Source organism: Pseudomonas saudimassiliensis (assembly GCF_000939975.1).
In the GTDB taxonomy this organism is placed as follows: Bacteria; Pseudomonadota; Gammaproteobacteria; order Pseudomonadales; family Pseudomonadaceae; genus Halopseudomonas; species Halopseudomonas saudimassiliensis.
Genome location: NZ_LK391969.1, coordinates 735,845 through 758,846, shown reverse-complemented (window position 1 = coordinate 758,846; position 23,002 = coordinate 735,845). Strand labels below are relative to the sequence as shown.

The 23,002-nt window shown below is 62.8% G+C and carries 26 protein-coding genes; 13 read left to right on the top strand and 13 right to left on the bottom strand.

The features are described from left to right. Positions 1–20: 20 nt before the first annotated feature. Positions 21–893 (top strand): YihY/virulence factor BrkB family protein, encoded by an 873-nt coding sequence (locus tag VG99_RS03640; protein ID WP_044498364.1) that lies wholly within the window; start codon positions 21–23, stop codon positions 891–893. On the opposite strand, the gene VG99_RS03635 is transcribed toward VG99_RS03640, so the two are convergent. Next, on the bottom strand, positions 894–1,835 hold the full coding sequence (locus VG99_RS03635; RefSeq protein ID WP_044498363.1) for an endonuclease: 942 nt from the start codon (positions 1,833–1,835) through the stop codon (positions 894–896). It lies immediately after the preceding gene. A 272-nt stretch (positions 1,836–2,107) separates the two neighbouring features. On the opposite strand from VG99_RS03635, the gene VG99_RS03630 reads away from it, so the two are divergent. The 5 genes from VG99_RS03630 to VG99_RS03610 all read left to right on the top strand — a co-directional run bounded on the left by VG99_RS03630 (position 2,108) and on the right by VG99_RS03610 (position 6,365). Next, positions 2,108–3,328 (top strand): 3-hydroxyacyl-CoA dehydrogenase, encoded by a 1,221-nt coding sequence (locus VG99_RS03630; protein ID WP_044498362.1) that lies wholly within the window; start codon positions 2,108–2,110, stop codon positions 3,326–3,328. 146 nt (positions 3,329–3,474) lie between these two features. Next, positions 3,475–4,008 (top strand): bifunctional adenosylcobinamide kinase/adenosylcobinamide-phosphate guanylyltransferase, encoded by a 534-nt coding sequence (gene cobU, locus VG99_RS03625; RefSeq protein WP_044498361.1) that lies wholly within the window; start codon positions 3,475–3,477, stop codon positions 4,006–4,008. 13 nt (positions 4,009–4,021) lie between these two features. Continuing rightward, positions 4,022–5,083 (top strand): nicotinate-nucleotide--dimethylbenzimidazole phosphoribosyltransferase, encoded by a 1,062-nt coding sequence (gene cobT / locus VG99_RS03620; RefSeq protein WP_044498360.1) that lies wholly within the window; start codon positions 4,022–4,024, stop codon positions 5,081–5,083. After that, positions 5,077–5,652 (top strand): alpha-ribazole phosphatase family protein, encoded by a 576-nt coding sequence (cobC, locus tag VG99_RS03615; RefSeq protein ID WP_044498359.1) that lies wholly within the window; start codon positions 5,077–5,079, stop codon positions 5,650–5,652. Before cobT ends, cobC begins: the two co-directional genes overlap by 7 nt. Then, entirely contained in the window at positions 5,640–6,365 is a 726-nt protein-coding gene (locus VG99_RS03610; RefSeq protein WP_044498358.1) for an adenosylcobinamide-GDP ribazoletransferase, read from the top strand. Before cobC ends, VG99_RS03610 begins: the two co-directional genes overlap by 13 nt. Positions 6,366–6,413: 48 nt before the next feature. Here the strand turns inward: VG99_RS03610 and VG99_RS03605 are convergent, their stop codons facing one another. From VG99_RS03605 to purM, 3 genes are read right to left on the bottom strand one after another with little or no spacing between them, the layout of a single operon-like run. Then, positions 6,414–7,169 (bottom strand): DUF3108 domain-containing protein, encoded by a 756-nt coding sequence (locus tag VG99_RS03605; RefSeq protein WP_044498357.1) that lies wholly within the window; start codon positions 7,167–7,169, stop codon positions 6,414–6,416. After that, on the bottom strand, positions 7,162–7,833 hold the full coding sequence (purN, locus tag VG99_RS03600; protein ID WP_044498356.1) for a phosphoribosylglycinamide formyltransferase: 672 nt from the start codon (positions 7,831–7,833) through the stop codon (positions 7,162–7,164). Before purN ends, VG99_RS03605 begins: the two co-directional genes overlap by 8 nt. Beyond that, positions 7,830–8,897, bottom strand: coding sequence for a phosphoribosylformylglycinamidine cyclo-ligase (gene purM, locus VG99_RS03595; RefSeq protein WP_044498355.1), 1,068 nt, complete (start codon positions 8,895–8,897; stop codon positions 7,830–7,832). The genes purN and purM overlap by 4 nt, the downstream gene beginning before the upstream one ends. Before the next feature lie 192 nt (positions 8,898–9,089). Here purM and VG99_RS03590 point away from each other — a divergent pair, with 192 nt between their 5' ends. Both VG99_RS03590 and hda read left to right on the top strand, forming a co-directional pair. Next, complete coding sequence (locus VG99_RS03590) at positions 9,090–10,289, top strand: DUF2066 domain-containing protein (protein WP_044498354.1); 1,200 nt, start codon at positions 9,090–9,092, stop codon at positions 10,287–10,289. 55 nt (positions 10,290–10,344) lie between these two features. Further along, on the top strand, positions 10,345–11,058 hold the full coding sequence (gene hda / locus VG99_RS03585) for a DnaA regulatory inactivator Hda (RefSeq protein ID WP_044501416.1): 714 nt from the start codon (positions 10,345–10,347) through the stop codon (positions 11,056–11,058). On the opposite strand, the gene VG99_RS03580 is transcribed toward hda, so the two are convergent. Genes VG99_RS03580 through arsC form a run of 3 tightly spaced genes read right to left on the bottom strand, consistent with a single transcriptional unit; the run spans position 11,045 to position 12,415 of the window. Further along, on the bottom strand, positions 11,045–11,461 hold the full coding sequence (locus VG99_RS03580) for a DUF2069 domain-containing protein (RefSeq protein WP_044498353.1): 417 nt from the start codon (positions 11,459–11,461) through the stop codon (positions 11,045–11,047). The genes hda and VG99_RS03580 overlap by 14 nt on opposite strands. Next, positions 11,448–12,065 carry an NAD(P)H:quinone oxidoreductase gene (gene wrbA / locus VG99_RS03575; RefSeq protein WP_044498352.1) on the bottom strand — a complete coding sequence of 206 codons (618 nt, stop codon included), beginning with the start codon at positions 12,063–12,065 and terminating at the stop codon, positions 11,448–11,450. The genes VG99_RS03580 and wrbA overlap by 14 nt, the downstream gene beginning before the upstream one ends. Then, positions 12,062–12,415 (bottom strand): arsenate reductase (glutaredoxin), encoded by a 354-nt coding sequence (arsC, locus tag VG99_RS03570; RefSeq protein WP_044498351.1) that lies wholly within the window; start codon positions 12,413–12,415, stop codon positions 12,062–12,064. The genes wrbA and arsC overlap by 4 nt, the downstream gene beginning before the upstream one ends. A gap of 160 nt (positions 12,416–12,575) precedes the next feature. Here arsC and VG99_RS03565 point away from each other — a divergent pair, with 160 nt between their 5' ends. Both VG99_RS03565 and VG99_RS03560 read left to right on the top strand, forming a co-directional pair. Beyond that, complete coding sequence (locus VG99_RS03565; protein WP_044498350.1) at positions 12,576–13,829, top strand: YihY family inner membrane protein; 1,254 nt, start codon at positions 12,576–12,578, stop codon at positions 13,827–13,829. After that, positions 13,826–14,263 carry a TlpA family protein disulfide reductase gene (locus VG99_RS03560; RefSeq protein WP_044498349.1) on the top strand — a complete coding sequence of 146 codons (438 nt, stop codon included), beginning with the start codon at positions 13,826–13,828 and terminating at the stop codon, positions 14,261–14,263. Before VG99_RS03565 ends, VG99_RS03560 begins: the two co-directional genes overlap by 4 nt. A 32-nt stretch (positions 14,264–14,295) precedes the next feature. Here VG99_RS03560 and VG99_RS03555 read toward each other — a convergent pair whose 3' ends face one another. The 4 genes from VG99_RS03555 to VG99_RS03540 all read right to left on the bottom strand — a co-directional run bounded on the left by VG99_RS03555 (position 14,296) and on the right by VG99_RS03540 (position 18,775). Continuing rightward, positions 14,296–14,880 (bottom strand): lytic transglycosylase domain-containing protein, encoded by a 585-nt coding sequence (locus VG99_RS03555; protein ID WP_044498348.1) that lies wholly within the window; start codon positions 14,878–14,880, stop codon positions 14,296–14,298. Positions 14,881–14,882: 2 nt separating this feature from the next. Next, entirely contained in the window at positions 14,883–15,569 is a 687-nt protein-coding gene (locus VG99_RS03550; protein ID WP_044498347.1) for a hypothetical protein, read from the bottom strand. 11 nt (positions 15,570–15,580) lie between these two features. After that, complete coding sequence (locus VG99_RS03545) at positions 15,581–17,317, bottom strand: proline--tRNA ligase (RefSeq protein ID WP_044498346.1); 1,737 nt, start codon at positions 17,315–17,317, stop codon at positions 15,581–15,583. A 177-nt stretch (positions 17,318–17,494) separates the two neighbouring features. Next, on the bottom strand, positions 17,495–18,775 hold the full coding sequence (locus VG99_RS03540) for an OprD family porin (protein WP_044498345.1): 1,281 nt from the start codon (positions 18,773–18,775) through the stop codon (positions 17,495–17,497). Positions 18,776–19,055: 280 nt separating this feature from the next. Here VG99_RS03540 and VG99_RS03535 point away from each other — a divergent pair, with 280 nt between their 5' ends. Together VG99_RS03535 and VG99_RS03530 are read left to right on the top strand one after the other, a co-directional pair. After that, positions 19,056–19,487: an HIT domain-containing protein gene (locus VG99_RS03535; RefSeq protein ID WP_044498344.1), complete on the top strand. Its 432-nt coding sequence runs from the start codon at positions 19,056–19,058 to the stop codon at positions 19,485–19,487. Then, a complete protein-coding gene (locus VG99_RS03530; protein WP_044498343.1) occupies positions 19,484–19,699 on the top strand; it encodes a SlyX family protein in 216 nt (71 codons plus the stop codon). Before VG99_RS03535 ends, VG99_RS03530 begins: the two co-directional genes overlap by 4 nt. Here VG99_RS03530 and VG99_RS16350 read toward each other — a convergent pair whose 3' ends face one another. Continuing rightward, positions 19,700–20,287: a cold-shock protein gene (locus tag VG99_RS16350; RefSeq protein ID WP_052508684.1), complete on the bottom strand. Its 588-nt coding sequence runs from the start codon at positions 20,285–20,287 to the stop codon at positions 19,700–19,702. 157 nt (positions 20,288–20,444) lie between these two features. Beyond that, positions 20,445–20,915: a Dps family protein gene (locus VG99_RS03520; protein ID WP_044498342.1), complete on the bottom strand. Its 471-nt coding sequence runs from the start codon at positions 20,913–20,915 to the stop codon at positions 20,445–20,447. Between the two features lie 242 nt (positions 20,916–21,157). On the opposite strand from VG99_RS03520, the gene aspS reads away from it, so the two are divergent. Then, positions 21,158–22,933, top strand: coding sequence for an aspartate--tRNA ligase (gene aspS, locus VG99_RS03515; RefSeq protein ID WP_044498341.1), 1,776 nt, complete (start codon positions 21,158–21,160; stop codon positions 22,931–22,933). Positions 22,934–23,002: the final 69 nt, after the last annotated feature.

Below are 23,002 nucleotides of genomic sequence, written 5' to 3'. Positions count from 1 at the left end.
CACTGTGAAAGGGGGTGGGCATGGCCTTTTTGAAAGTTCGGGTTGGCATATTTACCTTGGTCAAGCGGACCATCAAGGTATTCAACGAACACGATCTGTCGACCTATGCGGCGGCATTGGCGTATCGCGCGTTGTTTTCGATCTTCCCCTTCGTACTCTTCCTGATGGCGCTGCTGGGCTTTCTGCATCTGCCGGATTTCTTCGATTGGTTGCGGGGGCAGGCGGCGTTGGTCCTGCCGCCGATGGCGCTGGAGCAGGTTAATCCGGTCATTGATCAGTTGCAGCAGAGCCAGGGCGGCCTGGTCTCCTTCGGTATTCTGCTGGCGCTCTGGACGGCCTCGATCGGTGTCCGTTCGCTGATGAATGCGTTAAACAAGGTGTATGCCGTGGAGGAAGGGCGCCCCGGGTGGAAGCTCATGCTGCTGTCGGTGCTCTATACCATCGGCATCGCGCTGATGCTGTTGCTGGCGGCAGGCTTGATGACCCTGGGTCCGAAGATAATGACCTGGCTGGCGGGGCAGGTCGGGCTGGAGCAACTGCTGGTGGTGGTCTGGAGCTGGGTGCGCTGGCCGGTGGCGGTGCTGCTGTTGATGCTGGCCGTTGCGTTGATCTACTACGCCATGCCTGACGTGAAGCAGGACTTTCGCTTCATCACCCCGGGCTCGGTGATCGCGGTAATCGTCTGGCTGGCGGCGTCGATCGGCTTCGGCATCTACGTGCAGAACTTTGCCGACTACAACGCCACCTACGGCAGCATCGGGGCGATCATCGTCTTGCTGCTGTTCTTCTATATTTCTTCGGCGGTGCTGCTGCTGGGCGCTGTGATCAATGCCGTGATCGAACATGCCTCCGAAGAGGGGAAGGACGTCGGCGACAAGGACCCGGAAAGCTGATCACCGGCAATTGCCCGCCCGCCGAAAACCGCTGTCGCGGGCCTGGGCCTCGCTGGCGAACCAGACGATATTGCGCTCGGCTACCTGGCTGTAGCCGGGGCAGCCCTGGGGCAGGTGGTACACCTTGCTGTTGCGATTGCCGATGATGCGGCGCTCCGCCGCCGGTGCTGTACTGCTGGGTTTGGCCTGCGGCGGAACCACCCCCGCGCCGCTGTTGCGGTGATTCAGCACCCACTGCCGCTCGCCGGTGACGAAGGGGTTGTCATGCCCCATCACCCGGCTGATGCGCTGGTTGCGCTCCTGCTCCCAGGCGGTCACCGGGCGCTGCCGATCCCAGGCCATTAACAGGCGCTGCTGCTGGCTCGACATAGTCAGGTCGTAGTGATCGTGCATGTAGAACCAGACGCGCGCGACCTGGCCTTTTACCGCATCCCGTGGCTCCACGGTCCGCTCGGCGAATTCCACCTTGAAATCGCACTGGCCATGTTGGTAGGTCGTGCCCGGCAGCACACCAAAGCGGTAATTGCTGCGGTCGGCGTTGACCTCGCCAATGGCCGGCGTCAGGTTGTGCAGGTCCGCTTCCATGGCACTGAACACCGGATCGGTTTTCTTGCAATTGCTGCGGCCACCCTGCTGCCAGCATTGGCGCTGCTGGCCAAACAGCGAGGCCGGCACTATGTGCTCCCACTCGATACGCTCGGCCCGGTTGGGTTGGGCGCGGGTGCGATAGCCGCAGCTGCTGGCATCCACCCGCCCGCCGGAGCGGCCGACCCACTCCCAGCTGCAACCACAGTAGAAACTGCCGTGGTCGTTACGGTCGTGGTACACCTGCTGGCGGGCCAGGATCTTGGCGGCCTCGAAGGAGGACGGGGCGGCAGACAGAATGGATGGGAACAGAAAGACGATCAGGCAAAGCGCTAGGGTACGACTGGATCTGGACATTGAACGACTTATAGCAATGAGAACCGGGGGATCCGATACTGCGGCGCCATTGTACCGAAAGGCTAACGGAAAATGTTCGCGCCAGCCGCTTCGCCTCATCATCGAGCCAGTTCTGGGGGCGGCGAATATTCATATCCTGAATGCCGCTTATCGGCGGGTTTCGTTTTTCATCGCTCCGTGTTTTGCGTAAGGTAATGGACCGTTCGGTCCCGCCGGCAAGGCTCTGTAAGCCCGGCCCGGCGCACAAACACAATGATTCTGGAGAGGTGGTCATGGCTTCGTTTGAAGACATCAAGCAGGTAGGGGTAATAGGTGCTGGTACCATGGGGCGCGGCATTGTCATGAACTTCGTCAACGCCGGCTACCCGGTGGTCTGGCTGGACGTCAACGGCGAGATGCTGGAGAAGGGCCTGGTCGAAATCGCCAACGTATACAAGCGCTCGGTAGCCCAGCAGCGGTTCGACGAGGCCGAGGCCGAAGCGCGGGTCAAGCGCATTACCACCACCCAGGACTACGCCGCCCTGGCCGACATGGACCTGGTGGTTGAAGCTGTCTATGAAAACATGGACCTGAAGAAGACCATCTTTGCCGAGCTGGACAAGGCGGTTAAGCCGTCCGCCATCCTGGCGACCAACACCTCCTACCTGGACATCGACGAGATTGCCTCGGCTACCGGTCGTCCCGCCCAGGTGCTGGGCCTGCATTTCTTCAGCCCCGCGCACATCATGAAGCTGCTGGAAGTGGTGCGCGGCAAGGCGACCGCCCAGGATGTGCTGGACGCTTGCCTGGCGGTCGGCAAGAAGATCGGCAAGGAGGCAGTGCTGGCCGGTAACTGCCACGGCTTCATCGGTAACCGCATGCTGTCCATGTATTCGCGCCAGTCCCGCGAAGTGGTACTCGAAGGCGCTACTCCATGGCAGGTGGACCAGGCCCTGCAGGGCTTTGGCATGGCCATGGGGCCGTACCGCATGTACGACGTGGTTGGGGTGGATCTGGGCTGGCGCTCGCGGCAGCTGGCCGGGCTGGGCCGCGGCGAGCCGATTGTGTGGCTGGACAACCGCCTGTGTGAAATGGAGCGGTTCGGCCAGAAGAGTGGCCATGGTTTCTATCGCTACGAGCCGGGTAGCCGCCAGGCAATCCATGATCCGGAAACCGACATGATGGCCCGTGAAGTGGCCGAAGAAGCCGGCTACACAGCGCGTGAGGTGAGTGACGAGGAAATCGTCCAGCGCTGCATCCTGGCACTGGTCAACGAAGGCGCGCGCATCCTGGACGAGGGCTTCGCTGAAAGCGCCGAGGATATCGACCGGGTATACCGGTTCGGCTACGGTTTCCCGGCTGAGCGCGGCGGGCCGATGGCCTATGCCGACAGCCTGGGGCTGGACGTGGTGCTTGAGCAGATTCGTGAGCTGGAAGCCCGTCAGGGCGAGTTCTGGAAGCCGGCCGCGGGCCTGGTCAAGCGTGCCGAAGCGGGCGAGAAGTTCATCGGTTAAGCTCTGTACTACCATTGCGGCGCCGAGAGGCGCTGCAATGCCCGTCAGCTTGTTCCCGCCTTTACTTGCCTGCTGAAAACTTCTAGTCTGCGCCTGCTTTCAGCCTGCCGTCTGGCAGCGCTCACACGTTTGCGGGGGGCTACCTCTTGATTGACCTCATATTGGGCGGGGCACGCTCCGGCAAGAGCCGGCTGGCTGAACAGCTGGCATCGGCCTCGGGGCTTGAGGTGGTCTACGTCGCTACCAGCCAGCCGCTGGATGATGAGATGCGCGAGCGCATCCGCCACCACCAACAGCAGCGTCCTGCCCATTGGCGGCTGCTGGAGGAACCACTTGAGCTCGCGAAGGTGCTGCGCGAGCAGGCTGCGCCGGGGCGCTGCCTGCTGGTCGACTGCCTGACCTTGTGGGTGACCAATCTGCTGCTCAATGACCGATCGCAACGTTTGGAAGACGAGCGCCGGCAATTGCTGGTAGCGCTCGACGACCTGCCTGGACACCTGATCATGGTGAGCAACGAAACCGGCCTCGGGGTGGTTCCGCTCGGTGAGCTGAGCCGGCGCTATGTGGATGAGGCCGGTTGGCTGCACCAGGAGCTGGCCCGGCGTGCTGACCGAGTGCAGTTCTGTGTGGCCGGTCTGACGATGCTGCTCAAGGGTGGCCCGACAATCAACGGAAAATGATCAGGAGACGATGATGCGCACAGAGTGGTGGCAGGAGCCGGCTGCGCCGATCAATGCGACAGTGCGGGAGCAGGCCAGACTGCGGCAAACCCGCTTGACCAAGCCCCAGGGAGCGCTGGGGCAGCTGGAGCAGGTGGCCATTCAATTGGCAGGCCTGCAGGGCGTCCCGGCACCGCAGCTGCGGCGGGTATGGATCAGTGTGTTCGCAGCGGACCATGGCGTGGCGGTGGAAAGGGTTTCCACCGTGCCACAGGCGGTAACCGGGCAGATGCTGCGCAACTTCGCCAATGGCGGTGCTGCAATCAGTGTGATCGCGCGGGAGCTGGGCGCGACGCTGGATCTGCGCGATCTCGGGCTGGCGGTGCCAATCGAGCCGCTACCCGGTGTGCACCATCTCAATCTTGCGCGGGGCAGCGCCAACCTGCTGCACGAGCCTGCTCTCACACCGCAGCTGTGTGAGCAAGCGCTGCTGGCCGGGCGTCAGGCGGTGCTGGATGCGGTCGAGCAGGGCGCCCAATTGTTCATCGCCGGCGAAATGGGCATCGGCAACACCACCCCCGCCTGTGCCATGGCCAGCCTGCTGCTTGGGCGGCCGGCTGCCGAGCTGGTCGGTCCCGGTACGGGCCTGGACGCCGAAGGCCTGCGGCACAAGACGGCGGTGATCGAAGCAGCGTTGTTGCTGCATCAACCCCATTGTGCCAACGCGCAAGATGTTCTGTGCCGACTCGGCGGGCTGGAAATTGCGGCCATCGCTGGCGCCTATCTAGCGGCGGCCCAGCAGGGGCTGCCGGTCTTGGTGGATGGCTTTATATGCTCTACGGCGGCGCTCTGCGCCGTGCGGCTCAATCCGTCATGCCGGGACTGGATGCTGTTCGGCCACCGCAGTGCCGAGCCAGGCCATGTTGGGGTGCTGGCCGGTCTGGCTGGTGAGCCGCTGCTCGACGTGGGTATGCGGCTGGGCGAGGGTACCGGAGCTGCTGCGGCAGTACCGCTCCTGCGCATGGCCTGTGCCCTGCATAATGGCATGGCTACCTTTGCCGAGGCGGCAGTGGCGGCAGGCCCCGCGGCATGCTGACACTGGATCTATTGCGCCACGGCGAGACCGAGCTGGGTGGTGGCTTCCGTGGCAGTCTGGATGACCAGCTCACGCCCAGTGGCTGGCAGCAGATGCGCGAGGCGACGAAGGAGTGGGGGGACTGGGACGCGATCATCAGTTCTCCCCTGCGCCGCTGCGCCGACTTTGCCTTTGAACTGGCCAGAGAGTGCCACCTGCCGCTGGTACTGGAGGATGACCTGCGTGAGTTACATTTCGGTGAGTGGGAGGGCCGCCATGCTGCGGAGCTGATGGATATCTGCGCTGAGGACCTGGGTCGCTTCTGGGCGTCGCCATACGGCTTCACTCCGCCCGGCGGGGAGCGAATGGAGCTGTTCGATCAGCGGGTGACGAATCTCATAGATGCGCTGTACCAGCGCCGTGCAGGGGAGCGCCTGCTGCTGGTGACCCATGGGGGAGTGATACGGTTGTTGGCGGCCAGGGCTCGGGGGCTGCCGCGGGATCAATTGCTGCAGGTGGAGATCGGGCACGGCCAGCGGCTGCGGCTGCAACGAGACACCAACGGAGCGCTGCACGAATGCCCCTGCTGATAGCACTGCAGTTTTTGACGCGCCTGCCGGTTCGCCTGCCGGGCGTGCCGACTCCGACTGAAACCGGCCGTTCGCTGCTCTGGTACCCTTTTGTCGGATTGTTGATCGGCGGTCTGCTGCTGCTCGGGTACGCGCTGACCAGTAGTGTTGCCGTGTCGCTGCAGGCGGCGCTGCTGCTGGCTGCTTGGGTCTGGCTCAGCGGTGGCCTGCACCTGGATGGCTTGGCCGATACCGCTGATGCCTGGGTGGGCGGCTACGGTGATCGCGAGCGCACCCTGGAGATCATGAAGGACCCGGCCTGTGGGCCGATCGGTGTGATCAGCCTGGTGCTGCTGTTACTGCTGAAATGGGCGGCGCTGGTGGCGCTGCTGGAAGCAGGGCAGTGGGTAGTACTGCTGCTGGCGCCCTGGCTGGGTCGTTGGGTTTTGCCACTGTTGCTGCTCACCACGTCCTATGTGCGGCCCGGCGGCATGGGGCAGATGCTGAGCGACCATATGCCCAGACGCAGTCTCCCGGCACTGTTGGCCCTACATGCACTGGCCATGCTGCTGTGCGGTTGGACCGGGTTATTGGGTGTTCTGGTGGCGATACTGGTGTGGACGGTGGTACGGCACTATTTGCGTGAGCGATTGGGTGGCACCACCGGTGATACCGCCGGTGCGCTGGTCGAACTGGTGGAGATGAGCGTACTGCTGGGCTGGGCATTGCTCTGAGGCATCAGGCAATGGCGTCGCTGGCGCCATTGCCGATAATCAACCGTTTCAGTTGGCGCTGATGGGCGTACCGATCACCGGCTCGCCATTCAGCGTCGCTTCCTTGAGCATGATCTGGTAATGCTGCCCATCGGTTTCCACCTGGCTCAGGCGCACCAGCAGATACTGCCAGTCCTTGGCGAACCACAGTGTTGTTTCCCGCTTGGCATCGGGCTCGCGGACCCGCTCAACCTCGACGGCGTCGAATTGCCCGGCGCGGGTGGTGACGCGTCGTTCACCGGTGACGCGGAAGCGGTACTCTTCGACCTCATCCTCATCAAACACGCGATATTGCATCTCTTTCTTGCCCGCCATCAGGTCGCGCTGCAGTGCCAACTGATAGGTGGTGCGGTCGAGTAGTCCGGGTTCGGTGGGCAGGCTGAAGGCGTCCTTCTTGTGCTCGCCGGTTACCAGGCCCGCCTCCCAGTCGAAGGTCTGGGTGGTCACGCGGCCACGGCCGAGGCCCTTGCGTTCGTAGCGGTAACTGAGGGGTACGAGTTGATCCCCGTCCAGCCGCAGGCGACTTTCCTCGGTGAGCCGGGCAACGAACATGCCGGCGTGGAAGGACAGGGTCCAGGTACCGTCCTCATTGGCCTGCAGGCTGTGGGTGGCTTCACCGTTGACCGGGATCTTCTTCATGTCCGCGGCATAGCTGGCAGTGAAGGGAACCAGTTCCTGTGCGCTGACCAGGGTGCTGCCGAGGGCCAGTACCGCGGCAGCCAACCAGCGGCCGGGGCGGGACAAGAGCGAACTGCTGTCAATCATGCAAGTGACCTCGCGTATCTGTTTCGAATTGATCCAGCCTGAGGCCGCAGGACGCGATGGGTGTGCCATCCAGGCATGCTTGGCCGTCCTTCAACCGCAGGCGACCACTGGCATAGAGCATAGCAGCCAGCGGATAGAGTCTGTGCTCCGTAACCCGCACCCGCTCCGCGAGCGTGTCGGGAGTATCGTCGGCCAGCACCGGCACGTGCGATTGCAGGATGGCCGGGCCGCCGTCGAGCTCCTCGGTGACAAAGTGCACCGTGGCGCCATGTTCCTTGTCGCCCGCCGCCAGCGCCCGCTGGTGGGTATGCAGACCGGTATATTTGGGCAGCAGTGACGGGTGGATATTCAGCAGCCGGCCCTGGTAGTGCTGGACGAAGCCGGCGCTGAGGATGCGCATGAAGCCGGCCAGGATCACCAGGTCCGGGGCAAAGGTGTCGATCAGCGCCGCCAGGGCCTGGTCGTAGCTGGCTCGATCAGCGTAATCGCGATGATCGAGCACGGCGGTGGGAATATCGGCGTTGGCGGCGCGCTCCAGGCCGAAGGCATCGGCGCGGTTGGAGATCACCGCGACGATATCAGCCTGCTGGCGGTGCAGGGTATCGATGAAAGCCTGCAGGTTGCTGCCTGATCCGGAGATCAGGACGACGATGCGGCAACTCATCCGCGACCGTTACGCAGTACAACCGCCTCGCCGCTGGCGTCGGCGGTTTCAATGCTGCCGATGACCCAGGGTTGTTCGCCGGCGTCCTGCAATACCTGCAGGGCGGCATCCGCCTGGTCGGCGGCCACGCAGATGACCATGCCGACGCCGCAGTTGAGCACGCGGTGCATCTCGGTTTCGTCCACGTTGCCCTGCTCCTGCAGCCAGTTGAACACCGCCGGGCGCTGCCAGCTGCTCAGGTCGATACTGGCGCTGGCCCCTGCGGGCAGCACGCGGGGAATGTTCTCCAGCAGGCCACCGCCGGTGATGTGGGCCATGGCCTTGACCGCGCCGGTCTGCTTGATCAATTGCAGCAGCGCCTTGACGTAGATGCGGGTGGGCGCCATCAGCAGCTCGGTCAGCGGCTGGCCGTCCAACTGCACGCTGCCGATATCGGCGCCGGCGACTTCGATGATCTTGCGGATCAGCGAATAGCCGTTGGAATGGGGGCCGGAGGAGGGCAGCGCCAGCAATACGTCACCGGGCTGCACCTTGGTGCCGTCGATGATGTCGGCCTTTTCCACCACGCCGACGCAGAAGCCAGCCAGGTCGTAATCGTCGCCCTCGTACATGCCGGGCATTTCCGCGGTCTCACCACCCACCAGGGCGCAACCGGCCAGTTCACAGCCAGCGCCGATGCCGGTTACCACCTGGGCAGCAACGTCTACATTGAGTTTGCCGGTGGCATAGTAGTCGAGGAAGAACAGCGGCTCGGCGCCGCACACCACCAGGTCGTTCACGCACATGGCCACCAGGTCGATACCGATCTGGTCGTGCTTGTTCAGGTCCATTGCCAGGCGCAACTTGGTACCAACGCCATCGGTGCCCGAGACCAGCACCGGCTGCCGGTAGCCGGCCGGGATCTCACACAGCGCACCAAAGCCACCCAGGCCACCCATGACTTCCGGGCGCGCAGTGCGTTTGGCGACATGTTTGATGCGATCTACAAGCGCGTTGCCGGCGTCGATGTCGACCCCGGCGTCCTTGTAGCTGATGGAGGGCTTGGCGGGCTTCTGGCTGCTCATGCGTGGGGTCTCGAGTGATCAAAGTGGGGAGCGCGCTAGTGTACCAATTCATCACGCGGGCGACCATGCTCGTGCTAGTTTGCACCTCGGCGGTTGCTGCCGATCCAGTGCTTGTTTAATGTATGCGCTTCGGAGCCGTTGTTTCAGCGCTATTCGGGCGTTGGCTGTGGCAATCACCAGATGGAATTACCCATGCGTTTCATGCAAAGAATCCGGCTGCTTCTGTGGTGTGTTGCTGCGCTGGCACCGTTCAGCCTCAATGCCGCGGTATTGGACGACCTTTATCGGGTAGAGGTAATCCAGGCTGAGGATCAGAGTCGCGAGGATGCGCTGCGGGCCGCAACCCAGGTGATGTTGCAGCGCCTGGTAGGCGATGACAAGGCACTGCGCAGCGGGCCCCTGGCTGGCGCGCTGCAAAACCCGCAGGAGGTCATGCGCCGTATCGGCTCGGCAGACGGCAAGGTTCGCGTCGAGTTCGAGCCCGAGGCATTGAACGCGCTGGTGCGCGACGCGGGCGTACCGACCCTGGGGCGCAACCGCCCGGGTATCCTGCTCTGGGCGGTGGAAGCTGGCGAGTTGGGTGACCGCACCCTCAGTCCGGTGAGTCCCTGGGCGCTGACGCTCAAGGCGGCGGCGGATCATCGGGGCGTAGCGCTGAGTTTCCCCCTGGGCGATTTGCAGGACATGACCCAGGTCGACGAACAGACGATTCGCCAGGCCAGTCGGGATGAGTTGCTGGCGGCCAGCGAGCGTTATCCCGCCGAAGGTACCCTGGCACTGACGGTTACTGGTCAGGCGGAGCAGGCCGAGCTCGAATGGACGCTGTGGCTGAATGATCAGAGTGCTTCCGGGCGGATCTCGGGTAGCGCGGAGGCGGCCGCCGATGAGCTGATGGTTGCTCTGGCCAAGGCCGTATTTGCTCAATACGCGACCGCTGCCGGCACCACCCAGTCGGCGTCCGGCTGGCAGCTGCATGTGGAAGGCATCAACAGCGTAGCGGACTATTCCAACCTGCTGCGCTCAGTCAATCAGTTGGGCTCCCAGGCGCCGCGGCTGATTGCCATCGAGGGCGACAAGGTCCTGCTGCAGGTGAACTTCCCCGGCAGTGAAGCCCAACTGGAAAGGCTGATCAATCTGGATATGCGTCTGCAGCGGATTCCGGAGCCGGTAGCCGAGCCCGAGCCGCCTGCGGATGATTTGCTGGGCACGCCGGCCGACGCCGCAGCGCCGTCGCAGAGTGTAGATGGGGCAGACGCGGCGCTGGACGAGGGCGCCATGTCTGACGCCGAACTGCATGCCGAGCCGCCCGTTGCCGAGCCTGAGCCGGTTGCTGCCCCCGCCGCGCCTGCCGCACCGGCGCTACCCGCGCTGTACTTCCGCTGGCGCGGCTGATCATGAACCCATGGTCGATGCGCGACGGCGCAGCCAGCCGGTTGGAGCGGCTCTGATGCGGGCCGGCCAACCCATGCAGCTGCCCCTGGGCGTCAAGCTCAGGGACGAGGCGACCTTCGACAATTACTACGCTGGCCCCAATGCCGCAGTGCTGGCCGCGTTACAGACGCTGGCCGACCCCCAGGCGGTGCCGGCCGAGCTGTGCGTCTACCTGTGGGGTACCTCCGGCAGCGGTCGCTCCCACCTGTTGCAGGCCGCCTGTCACCGCATGGCGGAGCGGGGCGGTCTGGCCATGTATCTGCCCCTCGGAGAACTACTGGACCACGGCCCGGCCCTGCTCGAAGGCATGGAAGAATTCGACCTGCTGTGCCTGGACGAGCTGGATACCCTGGCGGGCCGGGAAGACTGGGAAGAGGCGCTGTTCCATCTCTATAACCGCATCCAGCAACGCCAGGGGCGCTTGCTGATCGCCGCTGCGGCTGCCCCGCGGGCGCTGGCCTTCCAGTTGCCGGACCTGGTTTCCCGCCTGGGCTGGGGACTGGTGTTCCAGCTGCAGGTGCTGGATGACGAGGGCAAGCAGCAGATGCTCAAGCTGCGTGCCGAACGGCGCGGGCTGCAGTTGCCCGACGAGGTCGCCCGTTACATCCTCAGTCGGGGCGCGCGGGGCATGAATGAGTTGTTCGCTGCCCTCGAACAGCTGGACCAGGCCTCCCTGCAGGCCCAGCATCGGCTGACCATTCCCTTCGTCAAACGCGTCATGCAGTGGTAGCGTTCGACCGCACTCGCATCGCCTGGAAGCTCCAGCGCACATAACCCAATGCAGCAATGAAATAGGTCACGCTGGTGCCGACCAGGACGGCGCCGTACAGCTGGCGCTCCGGCTGCAGGCAGGCCAGCACGCCATAGGCGAAATACAGGTTGATGGCGAAACACAACCAGGCATGCACCCGTGGGTTGCCGCTGATGATCCCGGGCAGGAAGATCAGCAGCGGGATCAGCATGAACACACCGATCACCAGCGGGTTGGCGCCATGCAGGTCCCGAAAGAAGGCGTTGTAGACAAACAGGCACGCCAGCAGCCCGACGTAGGCCAGGCCGGCTATCGCTCGGCTGACCCGGATCCGCGGTTGCAGGTAGCTCAGGGACGGCAGCGGCTTGTCAGCTCTGGACATGGGCGGCTCCGGCCAACAGCTGGCGGGTAACCGTGGCCACGCGCTTGCCGAGCGCCCGGCACAGGGCGGACTCGTGGTTGTCGAGTGGGCGTGCACCATCGCCCCCGGCCAGATGGCTGGCGCCGTAGGGCGTACCGCCGCCACGGGTCTCGGTGAGTGCGGCCTCGCTGTAGGGCAGGCCAACCAGCAGCATGCCGTGGTGCAGCAGCGGCAATTGCATGGACAGCAGGGTGCTTTCCTGGCCGCCGTGCATGCTGGCGGTGGTGGTGAACACGGCGGCGGGCTTGCCGGCCAGGCTTCCCGACAGCCACAGGCTGCTGGTGCCGTCGATGAAGTATTTCAGCGGTGCCGCCATGTTGCCGAAGCGGGTAGGGCTGCCCATGACCAGCGCCGCGCAATGCTTGAGGTCATCCTCGGTGCAGTAGAGCGCACCGCTGTCCGGGATCTCCGGTGCAGTGGCGCGGGTCTCGGTGGTGACCTTGGGCACTGTCCGCAGGCGTGCTTCCAGGCCGGCCTGTTCGATACCTTCGGCGATCAGGCGGGCCATCTTCGCGGTAGCACCGTTGTGGCTGTAGTACAGCACCAGAACATAGGGATCATTCATGCGTAGAGCTCCAGAACCCGCTCCGGCGGACGGCCAATGATGGCCTTGCCCTCGCGGATGATGATGGGGCGTTCAATCAGGCGAGGATAGTCGGCCATCGCCTGCACCAGCTCGGCCTCGCTCAGGTCGGCATCATCCAGGCTCAGTTCCTGGTAGATATCCTCGCCCTTGCGCATCAGCTCCCGCGCGGACAGCCCGAGTTGCTGCAGCAGGGCGCTGAGCGTGGCACTGTCGGGCGGCGTCTCCAGGTACTGGATGACCTCCAATTCATCCCCTTGCTGTTCCAGCAGCGCCAGGGCCTGGCGCGACTTGGAGCAGCGGGGGTTGTGATAGATGCTTACCCTGGACATGGCAATCTCCGTTCGGGTCGGATTCGGTCCGCCTGGCTATGGCCGGGGCGGGGTATGGAGGCTATTCTAAGCCCTTGAAGACCATTGACAACCTGCGGGCACCACCAGCTCCGGTTTTTCACCGGTAGGCTGATCCGCTGTGGAAGGATCTGACCCGTACATGCCGCGTCGTTTGCAAGTGTTATGGCATTTCTGCCGCTATCTGATCCGACGCTTCGGGGAGGATGACTGCGCCAAGAATGCCGCCTCGCTGACCTATACCACCCTGTTTGCGGTGGTGCCGGTGATGACCGTCACCTATGCGATGCTGGCAGCCATACCGGCCTTCAACCAGGTCGGCGGTCAGGTCGAAGCCTTCATCTTCGATAATTTCGTGCCATCGACCGGGGCGGCTCTGCGCGGTTACCTCCACGAGTTTTCGCAGCAGGCGCGCCAGTTGACGGGCATTGGCGTGGCGTTGTTGATGGTAACGGCGCTGTTGATGCTGCTGAATATCGAAAAATCCTTCAATGCCATCTGGCGCATTCGCTACCCACGCCGGGGTATTTCCAGTTTCCTGCTGTACTGGGCGGTATTGAGCCTGGGACCACTGCTGCTGGGCGCGGGATTTGTCGTCAGCACCTATCTGGCGTCGCTGTCGTTTCTGTCCGGGGATGCGGTGCTGGCTTCCGCCTGGCGGGGGTTGCTGGGCTGGCTGCCGCTGATGCTGAGCATCGCCGCCTTCACCCTCATCTACGTGGCGGTGCCCAACACCCGGGTGCGGCTCAAGCACGGCCTCGCCGGCGGTGTGCTGGTGGCGCTCCTGTTCGAAGGGGCCAAGGCCAGCTTCGCCCTCTACGTGGCCCTGTTCCCCAGCTTTCAGCTGATCTATGGCGCCTTCGCCGCCTTCCCGCTGTTTCTGTTATGGATCTACGTCAGCTGGATCATCATCCTGTTTGGCGCCGAGCTGGTGTGCAACCTGGGCAGCAGTTCCGCCTGGCAGCGCCCGGCCTATCCGCCGTTGATCTATCTGCTGGGGCTGCTCAGGGTCATGTTGCAGGCGCAGAAGCATGGCCGGTCAGTGACTCTGGCGCGGGTGAATCTCGCCGGCTGGGGGATGCCCGAAGACCTCTGGCTGCGGTTGACCGACTGGCTGGAAGTCCGGCGCATCATCACCCGGGTGCAGCAGGGCGGTTACGTGCTGAGTCGGGATCTGGACCAGATGGAGCTGGTCGAGCTGATCGAGGAGATGCCGGAGGCCTTGCCGAGCGTGGCCTCGCTGCCACTGCTGCTGCAGGGCGATGGCGCCTGGTATCCCGCGGTGCGCAAGGCGTTGGTAGAACTGGAAGATAATCGTCGCCGGATCATGGCTGGCAGTGTGAAAAGCTGGCTGGGTGAGGGCGACAGGGCTATTGGGGCAGGGGAGAACACATGAGAGCAGGACTGTACGGCATGCTGCTGGGCGCCGCCTTGCTGTTGGTGGGCTGTGGCGAGCAGCAATGGCTGGACCACAAGGGCAACACCCTATCCAGGGCGGATCTCCAGGGCCGCTGGATGGTGGTCAACTACTGGGCGGAATGGTGCGCGCCTTGCCGCCATGAGCTGCCGGAATTCAACCACCTGGCGGAAAACCCCGAGGTGGTGGTGCTGGGGGTGAATTACGACGGCATCACCGGCGAGGCGCTGAGCGACCTGGCGGATGAGATGGATATCCGCTTTGCCGTGGTTGGCCAGGATTTTGCTGACAGCTTCGGGCTTGAGCATCCCCAGGTGTTGCCGACCACCTATGTCTTCAATCCCGAAGGCGAGTTGCTGCATAGCCTGGCGGGGCCCCAGACGGAAGAAACGGTGCTGGCACTGATGCAATAAACGGTGGCGGCGTGCCGTGCACCCTGGCCTGATCAGTCCTTCACGTACCAATAGCGATACCAGTACTCCTGCACCTTGTCCGGGTAGCGATGGCTGCCCAGGCTGCCGTTGTAGCGTGCCAGGGCCCGGCGCAGGTTGCCCTTTTCCAGATCCAGATAGTATTTGAGGATAGTGCAGCCGTACCGCAGGTTGGTCGCCAGATCGATGAGGTTGTCCTCCGGGCGGCCCAATTCGTTCTTCCAGAATGGCATTACCTGCATGACGCCCTGGGCGCCCACCCGGGACAGGGCGTAGCGATCAAACAGGCTTTCCACATGGATAACTGCCAGCACCAGGTCGGGCTTGAGCCCGGCCCGCCGCGCCTCACGGTGGACCAGTTGCAGAAAGCGCAGCCGCTCAGCCTCGTCGGGCAGGTAATGGCGCAGGCGGGTCGACATGTCCAGCAGCCAGACTTCGGCATCGAAGGCGTCAGCGAAGCTGTCCGCCTGGGAGACGGTGTGCATCAGCAGCGCCCGCAGCTCGGGGTCGACCGGCGGTGAGGCGGGCTGGTTGGCGGCCGTTGCCACCGGGGGTAAGCCCAGGACCAGGCAAAGCACTATCCATGTGCGGTGGGGCATGGTCAGGGTCGCGGATCGGCGTTCAGGGCCTGGAGAAACTCGTACTGCAGCTCGGGGTCGGCGATGGTCAGCACCATGAGCATGTTTTCCAGTTGGTTGGATTCTTCTTCCAGACCCAGTTCGTTGAGCCGGTGGATCCGGTAGACCCATTGTTCCACTCCGCTTTCCTCCAGGTTGTCGTAGACCAGGGCGACCGCCTCGCGCAATACGGCGCGCAACTCCCGGCTGATCAGCAGGGTCTGTTCCGCCACCACGGTGGGGTTGGCCCGTGCTACCAACTGGATGGTGCGCAGGTTGGTAAAGTCCAGGTCAATGAACTGTTCATCCAGCAGGTTCAGCCGCACCACGCCGTCATGATTGGTGCGCAGGGTGAAGCGCCGATCCTCGGCAATGAGGATGACCGGTTGGTCGTCCCAGGGCAGCGACTGGTGGCTTTCATGGCTGTTGGCCACCCGGTCCCGGGCATCGAACTCGGTGACCCGGTGCAGTTGCTGTTCGGTTACCCGGATCGTCCGCTGCGGTGAGGTCAGCACCAACTGCTCACCGGCATCGATGAGCAGGTTGTGGCTGACCAGTTCCCGCTCCACCCGAGTCGCAACGCCACCAGGCGGTTGCGGTTGGCTGCTGCAACCCACCAAGGTCAGTCCCGCACATAACCACAGGGCCCAGGGCAACATCGGATGGCGCATACCGGGAGACCTCATTGGGAGCGGGTGCGTTCGATCAGGAAGTCGAGCATATCGGCAGCGGGCACGTTGCAGGCGTCCTGGTCGCGGCGGTACTTGTACTCCAGCTGCCCTTCGGCCAGCCCGCGATCGCTGATCACCACGCGGTGTGGGATCCCGATCAGGTCCATGTCGGCGAATTTCATGCCGGGGCTGACTTTCTTGTCGCGGTCATCCAGCAGCACCTCGACACCAGCCTGCTGCAGGCCCTGGTACAGCTGCTCAGTGGCTTCGCGCACCGCGTCAGAGCTTTCCATCTTCATGGGCACCAGCACCACCTGGAAGGGTGCCAGGGCATCCGGCCAGATAATGCCGCGGGCATCGTGGTTCTGTTCGATGGACGAAGCGACCACCCGGGAAACGCCGATGCCATAGCAACCCATGATCAGGGTGGAGGTCTTGCCCTGCTCGTTGAGCACGGTGCATTGCATGGCTTCGCTGTACTTGCGACCCAGCTGGAAGATATGCCCGACTTCAATGCCGCGCTTGATGACCAGGGTGCCGTTGCCGTCCGGGCTGGCGTCGCCCTCGACCACGTTGCGCAGGTCGGCGACCTCATCGAAGCGTGCATCACGCTGCCAATTGACGCCACGCAGGTGCTTGCCGTCCTGGTTGGCACCGCAGACGAAGTCCGCGAGATGCGCCGCGCTGTAGTCGGCAATCACCTGCATCGGCAAATCGATCGGCCCGATGGAGCCTGGCTTGCAGCCAATGGCTTGCTGGATCTGTGCTTCGCTGGCAAAGGTCAGCGGCGCGTGGATGGCCGGGTGATTCTCGGCCTTGATCTCGTTCAGCTCGTGGTCACCACGCAGAATAAGGGCTACCAGCGGTTGGGGTGCCCCTTCTTCCTTGGCAACACCCAGCACGATCAGGGATTTCACGGTGCGCTCGGCGGGCAACCCAAGGAAGTCGCATACGGACTCGATGGTCTGCTGGTTCGGCGTGTCCACCAGGGTAAGCTCTTCGGCCGGGGCCGGGCGCTCGCCTTGGGGCAACAGGGCGGTAGCCTTTTCCATGTTGGCGGCGTAGGTGCCGGTATCGGAGAACACGATGGCATCCTCACCGGAGTCCGCCAGCACATGGAATTCATGGGAGCCTTCCCCGCCGATCGAGCCGTTGTCGGCGACCACCGGGCGGTAGTTCAGCCCCAGGCGGCTGAAGATATTGCAGTAGGCCTGGTACATGCGATCGTAGGTCTGCTGCAGGGAGTCCTGTTCCAGGTGGAAGGAGTAGGCATCCTTCATGGTGAATTCCCGGGCGCGCATCAGGCCAAAGCGCGGACGGATTTCGTCGCGGAATTTGGTCTGGATCTGGTACAGGTTGAGCGGCAGCTGCTTGTAGCTGGAGATCTCGTTACGCGCCAGCTCGGTGATCACTTCCTCGTGGGTGGGGCCCACGCAGAAGTCCCGGCCGTGGCGGTCCTGCAGGCGCAGCAATTCAGGGCCGTACTGTTCCCAGCGGCCGGATTCCTGCCACAGTTCCGCCGGCTGGATGGCCGGCATGAGGACTTCCAGCGCGCCGGCGCTGTCCATTTCCTCGCGCACCACCTTTTCTACCTTGCGCAGCACCCGCAGGCCCATCGGCAACCAGGTGTACAGGCCCGAGGCGATCTTGCGGATCATGCCAGCGCGCAGCATCAGCTGATGGCTGATGACGGTCGCGTCGGAGGGAGTTTCCTTGAGGGTGGAGATCAGGTATTGACTGGTGCGCATGGAGGAGATGGTCCTGAGAGCAGAATCGGATAATGCGGCTTATTGTACGTTCGTCCCCTGGCGGCGTATAGCCTGCCGCAGGGCGGACTGGGGAGCAGCGGCGGGCTTTTCAGCCGGGCGGTAAGCAAGAAAAAACCCGGCCGGAGCCGGGTTTGATCTGGCCTGGGGCCGCAGTGCTTAGAGCAGGTTCCAGGTATAGGAGGCGATCAAACGGTTTTCGTCGATGTCGCCGCCCAGGTTGGCATGCTGCCGAACAGTCGCGTTGCGCCATACCAGATCGACGCCCTGGAGGAAGCCGCGTTGGACTGTATAGCGAATATCGGTATCACGTTCCCAGCGCGAGTCCCTCGGGCTATCGGCGGTGGCAATATTGTCACCCGTGATATAGCGAGTCATGAAGGTCAGGCCGGGAATGCCCACGCCCTCGAAATCGTAGTCGTAGCGGGCTTGCCACGAGCGCTCGTCTTCGGCGTTAAAGTCGAGTACCTGTACCGAGTTGGCAAGATAGATACCGCTATCGAAGTAATCGAAGCCGGCATCGCCACCCATACGCTGATAGGCAACGGTAAAGTCATGGAAACCGGCGCCCAGGGTGACCGCCAGCGAGGTGGCGTTGTTATCGAACCCTCTGCCAAGGTTGGTACCCGCAGCACTGTCATCCGATGTCTTGTAGTAGGACAGGTCGGAGGTCAGGCTCAGGTCGTTGCCCAGATCTGCTTTGTGGGTTATGCCAGCGAAGTGACGTTTCCACAGATCTTCGGCCTTGGAGGTGTACAGCGAGGCGCTGAGGGTGTCGGCGAATTCGTAGGTGCCGCCCAGGTAATCGACCTTTTGGTCTTCATCTGCAACGAAAGCGCCTTCACGCTGTGAGGATGCTCCCATCTCACCACGATCGGTCATGCGACCTGCTTCAACGAAGAGGCCGTCGATGGACGTGTTGGCGATGCTGTAACCGAAATAGTGGTTAGGCAGCAGGCGGGCGTCCTCGTAATTGATAACCGGGTTCTCGACCATGTGAACGCCGTAGCGCAGCGTGGTGTCGCCTGCAATGTTGGCCTTTACCGCGCCGCGGATTTCAGCGTATTCGGCAACGGTGTCACCATCCGAGCGGGTGGGCAGCATGTTCAGGCGGCCGTTATGACCACCGCTGCTGTCCAGCTTTATGCCGGCGAGCGCCAGTACGTCCGCGCCCAAGCCAACGGGACCCTGGGTGTAACCAGACTGGAAGTTCAAGATGAAGCCGGTTGCTGCTTCTTCCGCACGGCTCATGTTGGCGGTGTTCTGGTTGGCTTGGCCTGGATCTCGATAGTCGCGGTTGAAATACAGTGTACGGCTTTCCAGTGTGGCGGTAGCACCTTCTACGAATCCTTCGCCCTGGGCGACAGCCTGAGTCGCAACAAGCCCATTTGCCGCGGCGACTGCCAAGGCGAGGGAACCCCATTTAACAGTGTCTTTCATGTCCTGTGCTCCTTACCTGTAATAAAGAATGTGCTCTGGTTACAATCCCGGCGCAGCTTCTTCAAAAACGTATCGCATTGAGTAAAGCAGCAAAGTTCCAAAAATGCGAAAGCGAAACGCAAAAAAATTCGTCCGACTTGCATTCGTTGGCCTCAGCTACTCCGGACCTGCTGTATTATTGCCAAGCACAGCAAGAGCTTAGCGTTTTCCTCCGTGATTTCCTTGACCTGTCTCATTATTTGGCGGGTTTATGGGACACTTTTTTGATAAAGGAAGTTCTATGTATAGTCTTCATCCGCAACTCGTCAATGATGGCATTTGGATAGGTGACTTCCCCCTGTGTGCACTGTTATTGATCAATGACGCCCAGTACCCGTGGTTTGTACTGGTGCCCAGGCGGGAGGATGTTGCCGAGATATTCCAGTTGGATCAGGCCGACCGGCAGCAATTGCTGGACGAATCCTGCCTGCTGGCCGAGGCGCTGAAAGACGCCTTCTCCGCCCACAAGATCAACATCGCAGCGCTGGGTAACATGGTTCCCCAACTGCACGTTCATCATGTCGTGCGCTATCGGCATGATCCGGCCTGGCCTGCGCCGGTATGGGGGAAGTTGCCTGCTGTGCCTTATACCGAAGAGCAATTGCACAACTGCGTCCGGCGCTTGCAGACTGTGCTGAGCTCAAACTTTGATTATGCGGAGCGGTTCAAATGAGTGAGCAGTTGATTACCAGAATGGATGAGCTGGAAACACGCCTGGCGTTTCAGGATGACACTATTCAGGCGTTGAACGATGTGGTGAGCCGTCAGCAGCTGGAACTGGAAAAATTGCAGCGGGCCCTGGAACTGCTGGCCCGCCGACAGGCCGATCTGGCGGCATCCATGCCGGGGGATGCGGAGGACGATCAGCCTCCGCCCCATTACTGATCAGTCGAGGGGCTCGACGTCTTCGGCCTGCAGACCCTTTTCCCGCTGGGCCACGATGAACTCCACCCGCTGGCCTTCCAGTAGTACCCGATGACCATCGCCACGGATGGCGCGAAAGTGCACGAACACGTCTTCGCCCTGGTCCCGGGAAATGAACCCGAACCCCTTGCTGGTATTGAACCATTTGACCGTGCCTGTTTCCCGCGGCCCGGTAGTGCCGTGCCGCGTGCTTTGGGCGAGCATGGCGGTCAGGGTGAGACCGGCAAACAGGCAGACCGCGGCCACGCTGAGGCCTACCGCCAGGGTCAGCAGGCCGCCAGCGGCCGGGTTGGCCAGCAGGATCACCAGCGGAATCAGCGCGCCGACCAACAACAGGATCGCCCCAAGTACGGCGAGTGCATTGCGGACCGGGGAGCGGCTGCGGTTACTGTGGCTGAACTGTTGGATATTGATCAGACCCAGCAGCAAAGCGGTGATGGCCGATAGGTCGATGAGACCGCTCTGGCTGAAAAAGGGCATGCTGTAATACAGGCCGGACAGCAGGGCTGCCAGACCGACAATCAAATGAAGGTAACGGATACTGTTCAAAACGATTCATCCTGTTGTAACTGTGGCTTTTAAAAGGCCGGCACCAGACCCGGGGCCGGGAGCGCACTCTAACCTGAAACAGGTGTAGTCACAAAGAGGATAGGAGAGGGGGTTAGGCAAGGAAGGGCGGACGAGTGCCCGCCCCCGGTTCAGGCTGTTACTTTTCCAGCAGGCTGCGCAGCATCCAGGCGGTTTTTTCATGGGCTTGCATGCGCTGGGTCAGCAGGTCGGCGCTGGGCTCGTCGCTGGCCTTTTCACAGGCAGGGAAGGCTTCGCGCGCAGTGCGGGCGCAGGCTTCCTGGCCTTCCACCAGCAGGCGGATCATCTCGGACGCTTCCGGCACGCCGTCTTCTTCCTTGATGGAGCTCAGCTCGGCGAAGGCCTTGTAGGTACCCGGCGCCGGGAAACCCAGGGTGCGGATACGCTCGGCGATCTCGTCGACCGCGGTGGCCAGTTCGGTGTACTGGGTCTCGAACATGGTATGCAGGGTCTGGAACATCGGGCCCTTCACGTTCCAGTGGAAATTGTGGGTTTTCAGGTAGAGCGTGTAGGTGTCCGCCAGCAAGTGGGACAGACCCTGGGCAATAGCTTCCCGATCCTTCTGGTTGATACCGATATCAATCTTCATACTTTATCTCCAGGTTGCTGCGGAAAATGTTTCACCAGTATATGCCGTAGCGGCCTGTCCTCAAGCCCTGTTTGCCAATCGTTGGGATTGCGGCGCCCTATGAATGGCGCATTGCCGCGCAATGCTCGCCTGGGATGGGTGACATCGGGTATATTATGGCGCTTTTATCTATCTGCGCTGACGTAGGGCCAAGGCGCTTGGCCAGGACGCAGCCGCTCTGTCGACAACAGGATTCCACACTCATGATGCGTACCCACTATTGCGGCCAGTTGAACGAAACGCTGGCGGACCAGGAAGTGACACTTTGCGGCTGGGTTCACCGCCGCCGTGACCATGGTGGGGTGATCTTTCTCGATATCCGTGATCGCGAAGGACTGGCTCAGGTAGTGTTCGATCCGGACCGCGAAGACACCTTCGCCCTGGCTGACCGGGTGCGCAGCGAGTATGTGGTCAAGGTGCGCGGCAAGGTGCGTCCGCGGCCGGCCGGCGCGGTCAACCCGAACATGGCGTCCGGCGCCATCGAGGTGTTGGGTTACGAGCTGGAAGTGCTGAACCAGGCCGAGACCCCGCCATTTCCCCTGGATGAATACTCCGATGTGGGTGAGGAGACCCGCCTGCGCTATCGGTTCATCGACCTGCGCCGCCCGGAAATGGCCGCCAAGCTGAAGCTGCGCTCGCGCATCACCAGCAGCATCCGCCGCTACCTGGACGACAACGGCTTCCTCGACGTGGAAACGCCGATCCTGACCCGTGCCACGCCGGAAGGCGCCCGGGACTATCTGGTGCCCAGCCGCACCCACCCCGGCCACTTCTTTGCCCTGCCGCAATCGCCGCAGCTGTTCAAGCAGCTGCTGATGGTGGCCGGCTTCGATCGTTACTACCAGATCGCCAAGTGCTTCCGTGACGAAGACCTGCGCGCCGATCGCCAGCCGGAATTCACCCAGATCGACATCGAGACCAGCTTCCTCGATGAACAGGACATCATGGGCCTGACCGAGGGCATGATCCGCGGGCTGTTCAAGGAAGTTCTGGACCTGGACCTGGGCGACTTCCCGCACATGACTTTCGAAGAGGCCATGCGCCGCTACGGGTCGGACAAGCCGGACCTGCGTAACCCCCTGGAACTGGTGGACGTGGCCGACCAGCTGACCGAGGTCGATTTCAAGGTCTTCAGTGGCCCGGCCAGCGACCCGAAGGGCCGCGTTGCCGCTCTGCGCGTACCAGGCGGTGCCGCCATGCCGCGCAAGCAGATCGATGACTACACCAAATTCGTCGGCATCTACGGTGCCAAGGGCCTGGCCTACATCAAGGTCAACGAGCGCGCCAAGGGTGTCGAAGGCCTGCAGTCGCCGATCGTCAAGTTCATCCCCGAGGACAACCTCAATGTCATCCTCGATCGCGTCGGCGCTGTCGATGGCGATATCGTGTTCTTTGGCGCCGACCGGGCCAAGGTGGTTTCCGAGGCGCTGGGCGCGCTGCGCATTCGCCTGGGCCATGATCTGCAGCTGCTTACCTGCGAATGGGCGCCGTTGTGGGTCGTTGATTTCCCGATGTTCGAAGAGAACGACGATGGCAGCCTGAGTGCGCTGCACCACCCGTTCACCGCACCCAAGTGCTCGCCGGAGGAGCTGCAGGCCAACCCGGCCGGGGCCCTCTCCCGCGCCTACGACATGGTGCTCAACGGCACCGAGCTGGGTGGCGGCTCGATCCGTATCCACCGCAAGGAAATGCAGCAGGCGGTATTCACCATTCTCGGCATCAGCCCCGAGGAGCAGCAGGAGAAGTTCGGCTTCCTGCTCGACGCGCTGAAGTACGGTGCGCCGCCGCACGGTGGCCTGGCCTTCGGTCTGGATCGTCTGGTGATGCTGATGACCGGCGCCCAGTCGATCCGCGAAGTGATTGCCTTCCCGAAAACCCAGAGCGCGGCAGATGTCATGACCCAGGCGCCTGGCCTGGTGGACGCCAAGGCGTTGCGCGAGCTGAGCATCCGTCTGCGCGAGCAGCCGAAGGTCGAATAACAGTAGGAGCGCCGCCTCGGCGCGATTGTGTGCCCGCTGGTTCGCTGGCGGGTGATGTTACCGAATTGC

Excerpts from the sequence above, each read along its gene's own strand:
- VG99_RS03540 (WP_044498345.1), bottom strand. The coding sequence starts at position 18,775 with ATGAAAGACACTGTTAAATGGGGTTCCCTCGCCTTGGCAGTCGCCGCG.
- VG99_RS03545 (WP_044498346.1), bottom strand. The coding sequence starts at position 17,317 with ATGCGCACCAGTCAATACCTGATCTCCACCCTCAAGGAAACTCCCTCC.
- purM (WP_044498355.1), bottom strand. The coding sequence starts at position 8,897 with ATGAGCAGCCAGAAGCCCGCCAAGCCCTCCATCAGCTACAAGGACGCC.
- aspS (WP_044498341.1), top strand. The coding sequence starts at position 21,158 with ATGATGCGTACCCACTATTGCGGCCAGTTGAACGAAACGCTGGCGGAC.
- VG99_RS03550 (WP_044498347.1), bottom strand. The coding sequence starts at position 15,569 with ATGCGCCATCCGATGTTGCCCTGGGCCCTGTGGTTATGTGCGGGACTG.
- VG99_RS03565 (WP_044498350.1), top strand. The coding sequence starts at position 12,576 with ATGCCGCGTCGTTTGCAAGTGTTATGGCATTTCTGCCGCTATCTGATC.
- VG99_RS03610 (WP_044498358.1), top strand. The coding sequence starts at position 5,640 with ATGCCCCTGCTGATAGCACTGCAGTTTTTGACGCGCCTGCCGGTTCGC.
- wrbA (WP_044498352.1), bottom strand. The coding sequence starts at position 12,065 with ATGAATGATCCCTATGTTCTGGTGCTGTACTACAGCCACAACGGTGCT.
- VG99_RS03635 (WP_044498363.1), bottom strand. The coding sequence starts at position 1,835 with ATGTCCAGATCCAGTCGTACCCTAGCGCTTTGCCTGATCGTCTTTCTG.
- VG99_RS03530 (WP_044498343.1), top strand. The coding sequence starts at position 19,484 with ATGAGTGAGCAGTTGATTACCAGAATGGATGAGCTGGAAACACGCCTG.
- VG99_RS03580 (WP_044498353.1), bottom strand. The coding sequence starts at position 11,461 with ATGTCCAGAGCTGACAAGCCGCTGCCGTCCCTGAGCTACCTGCAACCG.
- VG99_RS03560 (WP_044498349.1), top strand. The coding sequence starts at position 13,826 with ATGAGAGCAGGACTGTACGGCATGCTGCTGGGCGCCGCCTTGCTGTTG.
- arsC (WP_044498351.1), bottom strand. The coding sequence starts at position 12,415 with ATGTCCAGGGTAAGCATCTATCACAACCCCCGCTGCTCCAAGTCGCGC.
- VG99_RS03640 (WP_044498364.1), top strand. The coding sequence starts at position 21 with ATGGCCTTTTTGAAAGTTCGGGTTGGCATATTTACCTTGGTCAAGCGG.
- VG99_RS03590 (WP_044498354.1), top strand. The coding sequence starts at position 9,090 with ATGCGTTTCATGCAAAGAATCCGGCTGCTTCTGTGGTGTGTTGCTGCG.
- purN (WP_044498356.1), bottom strand. The coding sequence starts at position 7,833 with ATGAGTTGCCGCATCGTCGTCCTGATCTCCGGATCAGGCAGCAACCTG.
- VG99_RS03630 (WP_044498362.1), top strand. The coding sequence starts at position 2,108 with ATGGCTTCGTTTGAAGACATCAAGCAGGTAGGGGTAATAGGTGCTGGT.
- cobC (WP_044498359.1), top strand. The coding sequence starts at position 5,077 with ATGCTGACACTGGATCTATTGCGCCACGGCGAGACCGAGCTGGGTGGT.
- cobT (WP_044498360.1), top strand. The coding sequence starts at position 4,022 with ATGCGCACAGAGTGGTGGCAGGAGCCGGCTGCGCCGATCAATGCGACA.
- VG99_RS03605 (WP_044498357.1), bottom strand. The coding sequence starts at position 7,169 with ATGATTGACAGCAGTTCGCTCTTGTCCCGCCCCGGCCGCTGGTTGGCT.
- VG99_RS03520 (WP_044498342.1), bottom strand. The coding sequence starts at position 20,915 with ATGAAGATTGATATCGGTATCAACCAGAAGGATCGGGAAGCTATTGCC.
- hda (WP_044501416.1), top strand. The coding sequence starts at position 10,345 with ATGCGGGCCGGCCAACCCATGCAGCTGCCCCTGGGCGTCAAGCTCAGG.
- VG99_RS03555 (WP_044498348.1), bottom strand. The coding sequence starts at position 14,880 with ATGCCCCACCGCACATGGATAGTGCTTTGCCTGGTCCTGGGCTTACCC.
- VG99_RS03535 (WP_044498344.1), top strand. The coding sequence starts at position 19,056 with ATGTATAGTCTTCATCCGCAACTCGTCAATGATGGCATTTGGATAGGT.